Source organism: Methanolacinia paynteri (assembly GCF_000784355.1).
GTDB classification, from domain to species: Archaea; Halobacteriota; Methanomicrobia; order Methanomicrobiales; family Methanomicrobiaceae; genus Methanolacinia; species Methanolacinia paynteri.
Genome location: NZ_KN360934.1, coordinates 51,013 through 66,289, shown reverse-complemented (window position 1 = coordinate 66,289; position 15,277 = coordinate 51,013). Strand labels below are relative to the sequence as shown.

Annotated in this window: 14 protein-coding genes; 6 read left to right on the top strand and 8 right to left on the bottom strand. The window is 44.4% G+C overall.

Annotation, left to right across the window (positions count from 1 at the left end; translation table 11 throughout):
• Window positions 1-99: 99 nt before the first annotated feature.
• The 6 genes from METPAY_RS14250 to METPAY_RS08785 all read left to right on the top strand — a co-directional run bounded on the left by METPAY_RS14250 (window position 100) and on the right by METPAY_RS08785 (window position 6,760).
• On the top strand, window positions 100-1,842 hold the full coding sequence (locus tag METPAY_RS14250; RefSeq protein ID WP_052418751.1) for a PAS domain S-box protein: 1,743 nt from the start codon (window positions 100-102) through the stop codon (window positions 1,840-1,842).
• A gap of 40 nt (window positions 1,843-1,882) precedes the next feature.
• Complete coding sequence (locus tag METPAY_RS08805) at window positions 1,883-2,296, top strand: hypothetical protein (protein WP_048151458.1); 414 nt, start codon at window positions 1,883-1,885, stop codon at window positions 2,294-2,296.
• 308 nt (window positions 2,297-2,604) lie between these two features.
• Window positions 2,605-3,531: an ABC transporter ATP-binding protein gene (locus METPAY_RS08800; RefSeq protein WP_048151625.1), complete on the top strand. Its 927-nt coding sequence runs from the start codon at window positions 2,605-2,607 to the stop codon at window positions 3,529-3,531.
• Entirely contained in the window at window positions 3,528-4,613 is a 1,086-nt protein-coding gene (locus METPAY_RS08795) for an ABC transporter permease (protein WP_048151457.1), read from the top strand. The genes METPAY_RS08800 and METPAY_RS08795 overlap by 4 nt, the downstream gene beginning before the upstream one ends.
• A 64-nt stretch (window positions 4,614-4,677) precedes the next feature.
• Window positions 4,678-6,072, top strand: coding sequence for an NEW3 domain-containing protein (locus METPAY_RS08790; RefSeq protein ID WP_245611587.1), 1,395 nt, complete (start codon window positions 4,678-4,680; stop codon window positions 6,070-6,072).
• 118 nt (window positions 6,073-6,190) lie between these two features.
• Window positions 6,191-6,760, top strand: a complete 570-nt coding sequence (locus METPAY_RS08785) for a DJ-1/PfpI family protein (RefSeq protein WP_048151453.1) — start codon at window positions 6,191-6,193, stop codon at window positions 6,758-6,760.
• A gap of 32 nt (window positions 6,761-6,792) precedes the next feature.
• On the opposite strand, the gene METPAY_RS08780 is transcribed toward METPAY_RS08785, so the two are convergent.
• The 8 genes from METPAY_RS08780 to METPAY_RS08745 form a co-directional block, all read right to left on the bottom strand.
• A complete protein-coding gene (locus METPAY_RS08780; RefSeq protein ID WP_048151451.1) occupies window positions 6,793-7,227 on the bottom strand; it encodes a hypothetical protein in 435 nt (144 codons plus the stop codon).
• A gap of 117 nt (window positions 7,228-7,344) precedes the next feature.
• Window positions 7,345-8,226, bottom strand: coding sequence for a flavodoxin family protein (locus METPAY_RS08775; RefSeq protein ID WP_169743655.1), 882 nt, complete (start codon window positions 8,224-8,226; stop codon window positions 7,345-7,347).
• 208 nt (window positions 8,227-8,434) lie between these two features.
• On the bottom strand, window positions 8,435-10,291 hold the full coding sequence (locus METPAY_RS08770) for an ABC transporter ATP-binding protein (protein ID WP_052418749.1): 1,857 nt from the start codon (window positions 10,289-10,291) through the stop codon (window positions 8,435-8,437).
• A 95-nt stretch (window positions 10,292-10,386) separates the two neighbouring features.
• Complete coding sequence (locus tag METPAY_RS08765) at window positions 10,387-11,178, bottom strand: ABC transporter ATP-binding protein (protein ID WP_048151449.1); 792 nt, start codon at window positions 11,176-11,178, stop codon at window positions 10,387-10,389.
• Window positions 11,175-12,287, bottom strand: coding sequence for a FecCD family ABC transporter permease (locus tag METPAY_RS08760; protein WP_048151447.1), 1,113 nt, complete (start codon window positions 12,285-12,287; stop codon window positions 11,175-11,177). Before METPAY_RS08760 ends, METPAY_RS08765 begins: the two co-directional genes overlap by 4 nt.
• 11 nt (window positions 12,288-12,298) lie before the next feature.
• Window positions 12,299-13,057, bottom strand: coding sequence for a slipin family protein (locus METPAY_RS08755; protein ID WP_048151446.1), 759 nt, complete (start codon window positions 13,055-13,057; stop codon window positions 12,299-12,301).
• Between the two features lie 392 nt (window positions 13,058-13,449).
• Window positions 13,450-14,214, bottom strand: coding sequence for an ABC transporter permease (locus METPAY_RS08750; protein WP_048151444.1), 765 nt, complete (start codon window positions 14,212-14,214; stop codon window positions 13,450-13,452).
• The gene (locus METPAY_RS08745) at window positions 14,211-15,206 is read right to left on the bottom strand and encodes an ATP-binding cassette domain-containing protein (protein ID WP_048151442.1); all 996 of its coding nucleotides are present in this window, start codon (window positions 15,204-15,206) and stop codon (window positions 14,211-14,213) included. The genes METPAY_RS08750 and METPAY_RS08745 overlap by 4 nt, the downstream gene beginning before the upstream one ends.
• Window positions 15,207-15,277 lie beyond the last annotated feature (71 nt).

The window sequence follows — 15,277 nt, the reverse complement described above, 5'->3', positions numbered from 1 at the left end:
GTGAAAATTGTGAACTTGGGAATAATTAAGTTAAACAAATTAGAAAACTGTTTGGATATTTCAATAATCATATTTATACCCATGCGAAGGATAAAATGAATGATCGATGAGGGATATATACCGGACAATAATCCCATAAAAAAAATCGCCCCTTTCCTGATTGTAGCAACTGCTATAATCTGCATTTTTCTGACAATCTACTGTCTTCTTGCAGGTATCAATAATATTTACCCTCATCTTTATTATATCCCAATCATCCTGACCGCAATATTCTATCCAAAAAAAGGAACTGCATTTGCAATTCTGCTGGGCATCCTCTTTCTGTTCATAACATTTGTTGTAACTGAGGCAGATTCGGTTTTACTTGCCGAAAATTTCATTCGTATTATAGTATTCGTAGCCCTTGCATATATCGTATCGAAGGCCTCGTTCCATTTGAGAGAAGAAAATTTAAAATACAGAAACCTGATAGACAGTTCGGGTGCCGCATCCGCTGTTCTTAATGATAAAGGAAAGATCGTCCATGCAAATTCGGCCTTTGAAAATATTACAGGCAGAACACTGAAAGAATTAAAACGGATGAACTGGGTCTCGGTATTTGAGGATGAGTGCAGGAGCACAGCACTTATACTCTACAGGAGCTCGATAAAGAGAGAGCATCAGGATAAATCCAACCAGGATCTGATTGTAAGATCAAGACAGGGAAAAGAATACAATGTACTGGCGACTATCAGGCACGTCAGTGAGCTTGGCATTACCCTGATATCTCTCGTGGACGTAACCGAAAAGAAAAATATCGAAAAGATGATCGGTGCCCAAAAGGAGAGATATAAAAAATTATTTCAGGAGTCAACAGAAGGGATTTTCATACATAATTCAGATGGCAGGATCTTTAATGCAAATCCCGAGGCCCTGAGAATTGCAGGAATGGATCTCCGGGAACTAAAAAATACCAACCTGAAATCCATAATCCCGCGGGAATTTCACAATGCCTATAAATATGCGGTCAGGAACGATCTTGAAGAAGGTAAAACCTTCAAAATGGAGCCATGGATAAAGTCGAAGACAGGAGAACGGATCGATCTCGACCTGATCTCCGTCATGGTCGATAAAAAGACAAAGGTTATCCAAAGCATAACCCGGGATATAACAATCAGAAAAAAGAATGAGAAGGCCCTGGGAATTGCGATGAAGAAACTTAACCTGCTTTCTTCAATTACACGGCACGATATCCTGAATCATATCATGGTCGCCAAAGCCAACCTCGTATTTGCGATAGAAGATACAAAAGATGAATCCATTAAGAGTTTCCTTGAAAAATCAGTACTAGCGATGGATACGATACAGCACCAGATCGAATTCAGCAGGGACTACCAGGATATGGGTGGAAATCCTCCCAAATGGCACAAACTGGACGATGTCATCGACTCATGCATAAAATCGCAGAACCTTCCTCCGGGGATTCTCGTTCAGAAAAAAATCCAGAACATCGAGATCTTCGCGGACCCCATGTTTGAAAAAGTTATCTGCAACCTTATAGGAAATTCCATAATGCACGGAGGAGAGATCAGCAGGATTTCATTCTCCACGGAGGAGGAGTACGATTCTTACAACCTGATATTCGAGGATGACGGGAAAGGAATCCCGGAGAAAGAAAAACACATCATATTCAAAGCAGGATACGGGAGAAATCACGGTTTCGGCCTTTATCTGGTATCCGAAATCCTCTCGATTACGGGAGCCTCGATAAGAGAGACTGGGATCGAGAATAAAGGAGCAAGGTTTGAGATTATGTTCCCGAAAGAAGATCTCCGTTTTGAACGGCATGAATCAGGCGGATAAAGATCGGTTGATTAAAACCCTGTAATGCCGACATATAATTATGGAAGAAATGCCCGAGTACCAGATCTGTATGAAATGCAGAAAGAGAGGTACTCCATATATGAAGAGATGCTGGAACTGCGGCACCCCATATCCCGGTTTTGAAGATGTCGAAACTGTAGATGTGTTCATAAACGAGACAGAGAGCGAATATATTGAAGAAGAGATCGAGACAATAAAGCCCTGTGAACTCGAAAATGAAGACTTCTGCAAGAAAATATTTGCATACGGCCTCCTTCTGAGCGGCGAAATGGAGCTTTCCTTCTGCGATTGCGATACATGCACCAGTTCTCTTGCAGACCTGCTCGCATTCATTATGGAATGCGACCCTGAAGATGAAGCTGTTAAAGCAGAGATCGAAAAGATAGATCGCAGTAAATTCAGATTTGATGTATCCACATTCGGAATAATCTGAAAAAATAAAATATACAGATATTCATACGGTTACTAACATCCGGATGATATCATCAAATCTGTTTTAGAGATAGAATATAAAGATAATCCCATTAATCGTTTTTTTTATACCACTTAATCAGGTCTGCTGATCACTACCATATGATTAGGATCTTTGCCGGTCATAGCAGGGAATTTATTGAATATTTGTAATAATGTGTAATACATAATCTACATTATGTAAGGTATATCAGCTATTATGATCAAACTGAAGATTATAACACTGGCGTGTCCAAAAGGACATTTAAGAGAAAAAAGGAGGAAATCACACTGATTGAATTCAGGGATCTTGTCAAGACATACAATGGTGTAAATGCTGTTGACGGACTCTCGTTAACAATAAATGACGGTGAAATATACGGACTTCTGGGACCCAACGGGGCGGGAAAAAGCACCACTATACTAATGCTTTGCGGCCTTATACAACCTGATTCCGGTGAATGCCTGATTAACGGGGTTGAAGTGTCGAAAAACCCGATAGAAGTAAAGAAGAATATCGGCTATATGCCCGAGGATGTGGGTTTTTACCAGAACATGAGTGCAGCACAGAATCTTGATTTTTTCGCCAGGCTCTTCGGGATTCCTGCAGATGAAAGAGGGGCCAGGATCGACTCTCTTCTTGAACTCGTCGGACTTGGCGGTGTTGAAAAGAAAGTCGGAGGATTTTCAAAAGGGATGAGGCAAAGGCTTGGGATTGCAAAGACCCTTATAAACGACCCGGATGTAATTATTCTCGACGAACCGACTGCAAACCTCGACCCGCAGGGTGTCGCGGACTACAGGAGAATAATCAGGCAAATATCGGAATCGGGAAAAACAGTCCTTGTATCCTCGCACATTCTTTCAGAGGTCAGCAAAGTCTGTACAAAGATCGGAATTATGTGCAGGGGAAAGATTGTACACGAGGGAAGCTGGGATAATTTTGCGGACTCCATAAACAGCCTGAACCTGCCGGAGTTAAGAATCAATGTGGAGACGACAACGCCGATGGGGGAACTGACGGTCCCAGGCATTATTGAAGCCGATTATTCTTCTGATCGTAAAAAAGTCAAAATCATCTCCTCATCCGATATCAGAGCGGAAATTGCCGAAGAATTGTTTTCATTGAAAATTATTCCAAGAGAGATTTCACTGGATTCCACAACCGTAGAGGATGCAATTCTGTCTTTCTATAATTCAGAAGAGGCACTGCCATGAAATCAGAGGGACTTATCGTCATCTCGGAAAAGGAGTTCATGGATCATTTATGCAGTCGTAAATTCCTCCTTGTTCTCTCGATAATCCTGATTGTTTCGATTATCGGGATGATTACGGGTTCGGCAGAATATAACGAAGAGATAGAGGAATATAATGAAAATCAGGCTGTGGCAGCAGGAGACACAATAGTATTTTCAGGATATATGGGCTTCAAACCGTCGATAATGACAATTTTTGCCGATGTTGGAGAACTTCTTGTAAGCCTGGGCGCGATTCTCGGGATTGCAATGGGTTTTGATCTGATCACACGTGAAAAGGAGAGCAAATCGCTGAAGATCCTCCTTTCACATCCGATATACCGTGATGAAGTGATTAACGGGAAGGCGATCGGAGGAATTATTGCATTATCGCTTGCGATAATCATAACAGGACTCATAGCACTGGCAATACTGCTCATATTCGGGATAATTCCGACTGATGAAGAGATCTTCCCTATTCTTCTTTTTGGAATTGTTGCATTCCTGATGATCTTCTCATACTTCGCCATTGCCCTGTTCATGTCCACGATCTCTGAAGACAGCGGCAATTCACTCATTTATACCCTGATTGTGTTTATATTCCTGTCAATTCTCCTTCCTGTTTTTGTTGCCGATACTACGATAGATATTATCGTCGGAGATCCCCCGGAATACCCGGAAGAACTCATTTCCGAACTTCACAGTTTTGCAAGAAGCGGCGGACCGGGATCTGATCGCTCCGCGCTGGAGAGCAATGAACGATGGGTACAATACAGGACGGAAATGCAGGATTACTGGAACAAACGACAGTCTTTGTCTGATTTTATTACCCTCCTTTCCCCTACCAGCAACTTCGAATATATAATCAACTCTCTTTCCGGCATCGGAGGAAATGTGGCAAGCTTTAGTCATGGCTCTTTCAGTTATGCGGATACGAGTGAGGAGACTGAAGATCCCTTAGGCATACTTGGCGATCTCCTGAAGAATATAATTGCCCTTATAGTTATACCGGCGATTTTCTTCGGCGCTTCATATGTGAAATTTATGAGACTTGACGTGAGGTAAACAAATGAAAATTCTATATTTTAAATCCCTGAAATACATACTGGCACTTTTTCTGATAGTGACAATGATTTTGCCAGCTGCTGTCTCGGCAGACAGTTCGGATGACAGTTCGACGAGCAATGTTGAGATTTCATGTACATATCCCGGAAAGATCATAGAAGCCGGGGAAACCATCACATTCAATCTCGATATTACCAATAACCAGGGTACTGACCCCAAGAAGATCCGTTTGGACACTTTTAAAGGCGAAGAGGACTGGAAGTTCCATATATATGCCGGCGATTATGAGATCGACAGGCTTGCGATGAAGAAAGGCCAGGAAGTTTCGGTAACTCTTGAAATCGAGACTACCGGAGATACGGCAGTGGATACTTATCCTGTAAGAGTGGCGATTGACGATGCAAGTATCTGGCTGTATGTAATAGTCGATGAGACCCATAAGGATGAGATGGGGGTGCTGGTGGCAGAGGTTGTAGACGACCAGGGAGAGCCAATCGACGAGGCCTGTATAAATGTCTATAAACACAACACGGACAAGTTCATAACCTCAGTCTATACCACATCAGACGGCCAGATAAGGACTGAAATCGACCAGGGCGATTACGATCTTTTAGTGGAAAGAGAGGGCTACCGGAGCAGGGAAGTGAAGGATGTCTCGATCAATTGCGGCTATACCGAAGATATAGGCACTGTAATGCTCGAGAAAAAAACATACGGTCTTCTGATAGATTTTAAGTCCCCTATAGTTACAACGACATCTGACGATAACCCGACTTTTGAGGCAGTGATTACAAATATCGGCAAAAGCGACGATGTGATAAAACTCGGTACTGAGGGGGCACCGGACAAATGGTACTTTAAATTCAAGGAAAACGCCGATTCTTCAGAAAGCATCTCCAGCATATACCTGGATTCAGGAGACCAAAAGACAATATATGTCGAGGCGATTCCTCCCAATTCTGTAGAAACAGGCGAATATTCATTCAATGCAACATTCGAGTCTTCCGATTACCTATACGAGGAAGGACTTACCGCAGGGATCTCAGGAACCAGCAATATGGTCGTATTTTCTGAGAAGTACAAGTATGAAATTACAAAAGGAGACACCGTAGAGATCCCCGTACAGATCACAAACAACGGCAACGGCGAAGCACTGACCAATGTTCAGACCGAGGTCACCACCCCGGACGGATGGAGTGTCCAGGTATCGCCTGAAGAGATCGCTTCCATAGAAGCGGGAGATAAGGAGACTGTGGTTCTTACTGTAGTCCCTCCTGCCAATATTGCAGCATCAGAGTATAAGATCTCGCTTAATGTCGTGTCTGACGAAGAGGAAGAAAGCGATGATATCAGGATAATAATAAAGGAGAATTCCTACGTGGGAATTCTAGGCATTCTTCTCCTCGTGGCAGTGATAGGAGGGGTCATCTACTTCTTCAGGAAGCACGCCAGAAGATAAAACATAGATAATCCCTATTTTTTATTTTAACGAAAATTTTCAGGATTACCGGATCTGTCCAAAAGTCTTTTCACCCGGAAAACCAATAACACGCTTACCGGATAAGGAGCCTGTTAAAATGGAATATTCTAAAAAGATGCTGATCGTGATCGCCCCTGAAAACTTCAGGGACGAAGAGCTTTTTGAACCACTTGGAATTCTGGAAGAGAGCGGAATAGAATACGAGGTCATATCCACAGACAAGGGAAGGTTCAGGGGAATGCTCGGGGGATACGCAACTGCAACAGAAACGATCTCCGGCATTCTCCAGTTACTTGAAGGAGGAAAGGGTATGAAGCACTACGGGGGGCTTATGATAGTGGGCGGTTCCGGATCAAAAGATTACCTCTGGGGGAACAAAAATTTATACGAGATAGTCAGGCAATTCGACGAAGCAAAAATGCCTATTGGTGCGATATGCCTTTCGCCCGTAGTTCTTGCAAGGGCGGGAGTTATCCCCGGAAGGCATGCTACGGTGTGGCCTGACAAAGAGGCTGTACGCGAGATGGAGAAACATAAAGCAGTATATGATGATAAACCCGTGGTCAGCGACGGCCGCTTTATAACAGCAAACGGTCCGGCGGCTGCAGCAGAATTCGGGAAACGAATGGCCGAGGCTTTTTTGGGGGAAGTCATATACACTGACTGAGGAGGAAATAAAACCTCAGGTTCTTTCCTTCTTCAGTCATCCCAAATCCATTCTTCATCAAAATCGAGTTCTCCATCTTTTTTAGGAGCTCTTTTTTTCTTTTCAGGACATTCATTTTTTAGATTTACACCCCTGCATGGCAGTGTCACTATGAATTTCAGAATGGAATAGCCCAAAAGTTCAATCCCCTGAAACGCTGCCAGAAAAGCCCGGGTACCCGACTTCCCTGCATCCCACATAACCATAGCCGATTTTGTATAATATGCAAGGCTGAGTACGCATAATACGCTGACAAATGAAAAACCCACAACTGACTCCGCAAGACCACCGAATTTCGTTTGACAATCTTTCATTGAGATCAAAATGAATATGAAAATTGTTTCGAGCACGAGGTATGTCACAATACACATCCTCAGCCATAAGGGGATCTTACACCAGAAAAATACAGTGCCTTGTGGATTTGCCATATAGATAATATTAAGACGCGAATCTTTTTAATTTTCTGATATTGCTGTTCTTTCGCTGAATGTTAAGCGAAAAAGATTTACGCATCACTTTCCTTAAAATAAAATTCAAACGCTAATTCATTTCAGGCATTCATCCACTTTTTTTTCAACTCTTTCCCTCAGCCCGGGAATCGATCTTACATCATATACTTGATCCAAGTTGTCTACAAGAACCTGGCCTTTCTTTTTGATCCCCGATATCTCCATGAAAGCATCTGCCACCGGGACGATATGGCTGAAATTATCCAATCCCTTCCTCCCGGCAGTCGAAAGAAATAATCCCGATACAGAATGCCTGATATTACCCAGAGAAGTCATCGCATGATAGGCCTGAAAACGATCGAATACAGCCTTGAGAGGTGCAGGAACAGTGTTAGTGTATACCGGAGAACAGACAGCCACAAATGAAGCGCCTTTAACTGCACCGTAAAGCCCTGCCATGTCATCGATAAAAACACAGCGGCCGTAATTAAAGCACTGGTAGCAACCGGTACAGGGGAGGATGTACATATCGGACGGATAAAAAACAGCAGGCTTCATTCCCATTAAGAGCAGTTTTTCCATGATCCATGATGCCATAACGGCACAGTTCCCGTCGGGACGTGAGCTTCCCTGGATGATAACGGCATCGTTTCCCGGAGAAGGGACATTTTTATAGACGTGTTTCCGGAGTCTCTCCTGCCTTTTGAGATATTCTACGAACTTTTCATGTCCAGCGGTTATTCTTTCCGTCCAGTATTCAAAGTGTTCATAAGCAACTGATTCGGCTTTTATGGGAATGACCGGGGTATATTCATAGGTATTTGTCCTGAACTGGGCGACTATTCTGTAGTTTTCAAGAAGAGCAAGTTTATACCTGAACATCCGGGGATAAAGGGACTCCAGATCCTCTTTTTTCAGGACCAGTGAATATGTACCGTCTATACGGTGTTCCCTGATTATTTCGGACGGGAAAGGCACAGGGATTGTTTCACCTTTGATCCGGTTAAAGTTTTGGAGAACTAAGGGTTTTTCAGGCACCCTCATAGTAAAAATAATTAAAACCGGCCTTGTAGAAATCCTCCAAAAAATCAAGAGCAAAAGACTGTTATTTTCTGAGAGGATTCCCTGAAAATAATATCTGAATATTATGTGTATTCATCCTGATTGCATAAAAGAAGATTTCCATCTATCCTTCCGACTCATAGAGATCATAATAGAGCCCTTTTGCCGCTATTAACTCATCATGGGTGCCGCTCTCGACTATTCTTCCCAGGCTCATCACATAGATTGTGTCTGCCTTTCTTATCGTCGAGAGCCTGTGGGCGATGATGAACGTCGTGATGTTTTCGGATATATGGTTGATAGAGTCCTGGACAATGGCCTCAGATTCGTTGTCGAGGTTGCTCGTAGCCTCGTCAAGAACAAGAAGCTCGGGATTGCGCACGAGAGCCCTTGCGATTGCAACTCTCTGCTTCTCGCCACCCGAAAGCTTAATCCCCTGATCCCCGACTATGCTATTGTAGCCTTCGGGAAGTCCTGCAATGAAATTATGGATATTCGCTTTTTTCGCCGCTTCGATAATCTCTTCGTCGGTATAGTCGACTCCAAAAGATATATTTTCACGCACTGAGGCGTTGTATATGAAGGTGTCCTGGCTAACGTACCCTACCCTTTTCAGGAAAGATTCTTTCCGGTAATCACGAAGGTCACAGCCGTTTAACAGAATCCTGCCTTCATCCACGTCGTAATATCTCAGGAGAAGAGAGACTACAGTCGACTTGCCCGAGCCGGAATGACCTACGAGTGCGGTTATCTTCTTTCTCTTTATGGTGAGGTTAACCCCTTTGATGAGTTCCTGGCCTTTATAATAAGAGAAGAAGACGTTTTCAAGAACTACATCGGATTTAAGGAGATCGAAATTCCTCGATCCGTCCACTATATTGTGATACTTCGTATCGTTGAGGAAGTCGAAGATCGTCTCGAGGTTGGGCCAGTTGTCCATGACATCCATATATCGGTTGCTCAGCGATGCAAGACGGGGTATGACCTTCATCGCGGAGAAGACAAACGTTCCCATCAGCGGTATGATATAGAGGAAATCCTCCTGGTAGAGATAATAAAGAACGATTACAAGAATTGCGAGCCCGATGAAGAACATGAACTGCAGGGTGGTTCCGGGGAGCATCCTGAAGAAACTGAGTTTTATGTACCTGTCCCATAATTTATCGAGGGCTTCGTTGTACTGCTTCTGCCAGTAAGCATCGCCCGAGACCGACCTGATCTGCCTGAGACCCTGGATGTATCCGCTTATTACTTCGTTTTCGCCCTGCATGGATCTCATCTGGAGATGACCGAGGCGGAAGGAGAATTTTCTGCCCACTACCCTGACGACACTTATGAAAATAAACGCTCCTGCGAGTAATATTGCAACCGCAGTCGTGGATATAAAGAAGAGCGTTCCCAGGATGGTAAATACTATGATGCCGTCTGAGACCATTGAAGTGATCGTCTCGAGAAAACGACGGACCTGGGAAGGGGCGGTAACTACACTGTAAATAATCTCTCCGCGTTTGTTCTCGACGTAATACTGGTAGTCGTTTTTGACGAGTTTTTCAAAGACGGTTCTCTTTGTCCTCGTTATCACCTTTCTGGTCACATAAAGGGACATGTACCTGTATACCATGGATACGATGAAGGTGAGGACTACGAGTAGGATGAAAAGGAGAGAGAAAAGGACAATATCCGGAAGGTTGGAGATGCCTCTTACAAAGTTGTAGAGCGGTTCGAATATCGCGATCTCCTGCCCCTGAAAATCGATTGTGGCATTCATTATCGGGTAGAGCAGCACTATCTGGAATGTCTCCATCAGACCGAGAAGAACGCTCAGGATAAGCATGGCAAGGAGATACAGCTTATAACCGTGGCTATAGAAATCGGCAATCTCGATAAATCTTTTGAAACTCTCCCTGCTGGCGTTTATCCTGCCGGTGATTCTGGATTTCAGGCCGACCGTCGGATCGGCCGTCATACTTTCTGCCGTCATTAATATATCAGAACCATACTGTTCCTTTCACTAAGGATTTTCATTATGCTCACTGACTAAACCACCATAATTTCGTGTTGAATTTATTTTGAAAGTTACTTCACCTGTTTCAAAGGAAGCCTGGAAAGCGGGATTATATACGGGATACCATCCGAGACGCGGACATTTGCATTGATATTATAAACTTTTTCAAGATTGTCACTGTTTATGACCACCTCGGGCTCACCTGCGGCAACAATCTTTCCTCTCTTCATCATCACAATGACATCCGAATATCTTGATGCTACATTTAGATCATGTATGGCGATTATCGCCGTCATTCCAAGCTTTTTGACAAGCTTTCTCAGCACTTCCATTACGTCCATCTGGTGCCAGATATCCAGATTGCTGGTCGGCTCATCAAGCAGAATAAGGCCCGTATCCTGCACAAGGGCACGGGCGATGAGAACCTTCTGCTGCTGCCCGCCGGACAATTCGGTAAACAGGTTCATAGCAAGATTCTCCATTCCAAGCAGCCTCAGCACTTCCCAGACCTCGTCCTTATCCCGTTCATCCTCGCGCCACCCGAGGTACGGACGCCTTCCCATAAGAACGACATCAAACACCGTATTGGGAAAAGTCCGGATCGTGCTCTGCGGAACGTATGCCACGTTCTTTGCAAGCTCCATTCGGCCCATTTTGGATATATCTTTCCTGTCTATGAGAATCTTTCCCTGCTGCGGGATAAGGATGTGATCAATGCACTTGATCAATGTCGATTTCCCGGAACCGTTCGGACCGAGTATGCTCACTATCTTTCCGTCACCAATATTCAGGGAGAGCCCGTCCAGTATTTCGACACTGTCATAGCTGAAATGCAGATTATTTACGGCCAGTTTGATGATCATGTCCAGTACTCCTTCTTTCTGCCCCTGAGTATGAGATAGAGGAAGAAAGGAACGCCTATTATCGACATAGTCACACTCGTCGGGATTACTATCGGAGACAACAGATTAAGAGAGACGGCATCGGCTACCAGAAGTATTATTGCACCAAGCCCTCCTGATGCAGGAATCAGGTACCTGTGATCGCTTCCGAGAATCATGCGGCCCATATGCGGGGCTACCAGCCCGATGAACCCAATCATTCCTATAAATGCCACCATTACTGCGACATAGAAACTCGATACCACCATGATATATATCCGGGTATGTCCTGCATCAACACCCATACTCTTTGCACTCTCATCTCCTACGGTCATAAGATTAAGATCCCACGCCTTCATGTAGAGAAGCGGAACACAGATCATCGTGATAACGCCCAGGAAAAGGATACTATTCCAGTTTAAATCCGAAAGTCCTCCCATTCCCCACATCGTCATCAGGAGCCGCTGATCCTCGTTTGCAACAAAGCTGAAGATCTGATTCATCGCCTGGAAGAGATAGTTTACCGCAATACCGGCAAGAATCAGCATCTCCGAGGTTGCCCCCTTCATCCCGGAGAGTGCTATGATGACCGCAGAGCAAAGCAGGGCAAATATAAATGCATTACCTACAAGGAAATAAGGACCGCCAAGTATGGTTATCCCGAAAATGGCTGCAACAGACACCCCAAACTGTGCGCCAGCCGATATCCCGAGAGTAAACGGACTTGCGAGAGGGTTCTTCAGAACCGCCTGCATTACGCATCCACAGATTCCAAGGCCCAGGCCCACGATTATATCCCCGGCTATGCGTGGGAAACGGATCTCCCATACGACGTTATCCAGAGATTTCTCAATGGAAAATATACCGGGGACAATCCTGTTAATAAGAATCGAGTAGACTTCGGGAACCGTGATGGGCATGGGCCCGATTGTTATTATAATCCCCGAAGCTACAACGAGTATTACCGCAAGGAGCAGGATGAAGAGGATTTTTTTCAGGACAGAAAGTGACTGTTCCTCCTCGATTTTGCTGATCTTACCGGCCCTGGTTCTCTTGGTAGAGGGCGCCTTCCTCGCGACAGATCCTCTCATTAACCTGCCTCTCAGCGATCCAGTGCCTTAACGTATCCTGCTGTCGTACCAAGATTATCCGCACCGTTTGTAACAACGATGAGGTTTCTCTCCTTCGCAATCTCGGTCAGGGTCTGGAATTCGCGGAGTTTCAGGGCGGCAGGAGTCTTCTCATAGAGTTTTGCCGCCTCACACATCCTTTCTGAGGCCTGCTGTTCTCCATCGGCAAGTATAATACGTGCTCTCTTCTCCCTTTCAGCCTCTGCCTGACGGGCAATTGCACGGAGCATATTCTCAGGGACCGTAACATCCCTGATCGTGACGAGATTCACATTTACTCCCCACGGGGATGTCACATTCTCAATCTCACCGTGGATCTCCTGGTTCAGGGATTCGCGATCGGAAAGGATTGTGTCCAGCTCATTCTGGCCGAGGACATCCCTAAGTGTAGTCTGGGCAATGAGTGACGTTGCTGCCTCGTAATCTTCAACCTCATTGATCGCCTGGCATGCATCCGTCACATGATAATAGATGATCGCGTCGACATCTACACTGATATTGTCTTTCGTGATGATCGTCTGTTTGGGAACGTCGAGCTGCCTGACACGAAGGTCTACACGTACAATCCTGTCGATAGGAAATAATATCGGAAACATACCGGGCCCCCTCTGACCGGCAAGTTTTCCAAGGCGGAATATGACTGCTCTCTCATATTGCCGGGTTATCTTAAAAGAGAGACACAGAATAACAATCACAACAATAAACAACAGAATTAATTCAATAATACCCATTATAAATATCCTCCTCAAATGTAAACACATACCAATTTCTGATAGCATTAGGTATGAAAAAATTCATTATTAATATGATGAAACATTACGAAAATTAAGTTTTATTATTTGCAGCCGCTAATAAATGAGATAAATCAGATTTATTAAGATAGCAATAAACGGCATTTTTCAGGAAACAGGCATTTATGCAAATTTTATTTGTGGGAACAGGATACACAATCCATAGTTACTGAATATTAACCAAAGTCGTTCTGCCGGATACGCGCACATATTTCGGATGTACGATCGATGTCAAAGCGATTTTGAACCAGCTGGTGAAAGATAAATATTGCTCTCCTGCTCTTAAAATAAAGATTTCTCAGAATGATCCTGCTATTCCGCATCCCGTTTTCTTATACTGCCTCACTTCTCCGGAAGCTATAGCTGCTGACAATAACCATCGCTATTGAAACAGGTATGAGAATCAGAAGATCGAAGACGACTGAGAACTGGGAATACCCGATAAGTATTCCTCTCAGGGCGTCCACCCCGTAAGTCAGCGGGTCAAGGTATGAGAATACCTGGATGACTGCCGGAAGATTTGCAACAGGGAAGAGGGCCCCTGAAAGCAGGAACAGCGGGAATACGATGAAGTTGATTATCGTATTGAAACCGTGAAAATCCTTCATGAATGAAGAAAGGATAAGGCCCACGCTTATGAATATCACTGTAATCAGGAACATTACAAGTATCGATGCTGCAATCAGGTGCATGGCAGGAATTTCGAATCCGATGAATACAGACAGAATCATCATAAGGAGGGACTGAATTATCGAAGTAGTTGCGCCTCCCACAATCATTCCGAGAACGATGGATTCCCTGCTTGCCGGAGTTACCATAACCTCCTTTAAAAATCCGAACTGGCGGTCCATGATAACGCTCATGCCTGAATAGGAGGATGTGAACAGGAGAGTCATGCCGATAATTCCCGGGACAAGGTACTGGAAGTAGCCGATTGATCCCGGAAGACCCGGTACTTCAACCCTGCGAAATCCGAGACCCAGAAATATAAGCATAAATGCAGGCATAGCAATGGCACCGACAACACGTGATTTTGCCCGGAGATATTTGATCATTTCTCTCGTCCAGAGGACATATACAGCGGAAAACTGGATCATCTCATCATCCTCCTTCTCCTTCTCTCCCTCATAGCAGACTTCCTGTCACCCGATTCCTCCCTGATAGAAGAGCCGGTAAGCTGAATGAACACGTCCTCCAGGCTTGGTTTATGCAGGCTTACCGAATTGATACCGACGCCTGCCGAATAGGCAAGCCTGAATATTTCAGGGATATTCACACTGCCGTCGATAATTGTCAGCGAGATTGAGCCATCCTCGCATTCAAGACCCCTGACCCAGGACTTATCCTTAAGAACGGAAACGATGGTTCCGGCCGCTTGCATGTCGACATCCAGTAAAACCTTCTCGCCCTCCAGGCGGTTTTTGAGGTTTACCGGGGTGTCGAGGGCTATTATATTTCCGTTATCGATGACTGCAATCCTGTCGCAGAGATAATCGGCTTCTTCCATGTAATGTGTAGTCAGGATAATCGTCGTTGAAAAATCATCGTTGAGCCTTTTGATATAATCCCAGATCTTCCTACGCGTCTGTGCATCGAGCCCGAGTGTAGGTTCGTCAAGAAATAATACTTCAGGACGATGTATCAGACCGCGGGCAATCTCGAGCCTCCGTTTCATCCCGCCGGAATAATATTCGACAAGTGTGCCGGCCTTATCGGTTAAACCTACAACAGCCAGCAGTTCATCAATTCTTTTTCTACGTTCTTCGGACTTAATATCATACATCATTGCATGAAATTCAAGATTTTCCATACCCGTAAGGCCCAAGTCCAGTGAAGTGTCCTGGAAGACTATGCCGATATTTCTGCGCACACTTGCGGGATCTTTTCCAATATCATAACCTGCAATCTCCGCAGTTCCTGACGTCGGTTTGAGAAGTGTGGTGAGCATATTTATTATAGTCGTCTTTCCTGCACCGTTCGGGCCCAGAAGTCCGAATAATTCCCCTCTTTCAACGGAAAGAGATACATCATCAACTGCAACAAGTTCATCGAATTTTTTAGTCAGACCCCTTATTTCAATAACACCCATATCAAAACTCCATATATTTATCTAAAGTACAAATCCTGCAAAACAAACGGATCAATAGCGGAAACCTGGTG

What these genes read in the sequence shown, in the direction of transcription:
- METPAY_RS08745 (WP_048151442.1), bottom strand. Translation starts at nt 15,206, where the DNA reads ATGGGTGTTATTGAAATAAGGGGTCTGACTAAAAAATTCGATGAACTT.
- METPAY_RS08790 (WP_245611587.1), top strand. Translation starts at nt 4,678, where the DNA reads ATGATTTTGCCAGCTGCTGTCTCGGCAGACAGTTCGGATGACAGTTCG.
- METPAY_RS08805 (WP_048151458.1), top strand. Translation starts at nt 1,883, where the DNA reads ATGGAAGAAATGCCCGAGTACCAGATCTGTATGAAATGCAGAAAGAGA.
- METPAY_RS08780 (WP_048151451.1), bottom strand. Translation starts at nt 7,227, where the DNA reads ATGGCAAATCCACAAGGCACTGTATTTTTCTGGTGTAAGATCCCCTTA.
- METPAY_RS08770 (WP_052418749.1), bottom strand. Translation starts at nt 10,291, where the DNA reads ATGACGGCAGAAAGTATGACGGCCGATCCGACGGTCGGCCTGAAATCC.
- METPAY_RS08795 (WP_048151457.1), top strand. Translation starts at nt 3,528, where the DNA reads ATGAAATCAGAGGGACTTATCGTCATCTCGGAAAAGGAGTTCATGGAT.
- METPAY_RS08765 (WP_048151449.1), bottom strand. Translation starts at nt 11,178, where the DNA reads ATGATCATCAAACTGGCCGTAAATAATCTGCATTTCAGCTATGACAGT.
- METPAY_RS08760 (WP_048151447.1), bottom strand. Translation starts at nt 12,287, where the DNA reads ATGAGAGGATCTGTCGCGAGGAAGGCGCCCTCTACCAAGAGAACCAGG.
- METPAY_RS08750 (WP_048151444.1), bottom strand. Translation starts at nt 14,214, where the DNA reads ATGATCCAGTTTTCCGCTGTATATGTCCTCTGGACGAGAGAAATGATC.
- METPAY_RS08785 (WP_048151453.1), top strand. Translation starts at nt 6,191, where the DNA reads ATGGAATATTCTAAAAAGATGCTGATCGTGATCGCCCCTGAAAACTTC.
- METPAY_RS08755 (WP_048151446.1), bottom strand. Translation starts at nt 13,057, where the DNA reads ATGGGTATTATTGAATTAATTCTGTTGTTTATTGTTGTGATTGTTATT.
- METPAY_RS14250 (WP_052418751.1), top strand. Translation starts at nt 100, where the DNA reads ATGATCGATGAGGGATATATACCGGACAATAATCCCATAAAAAAAATC.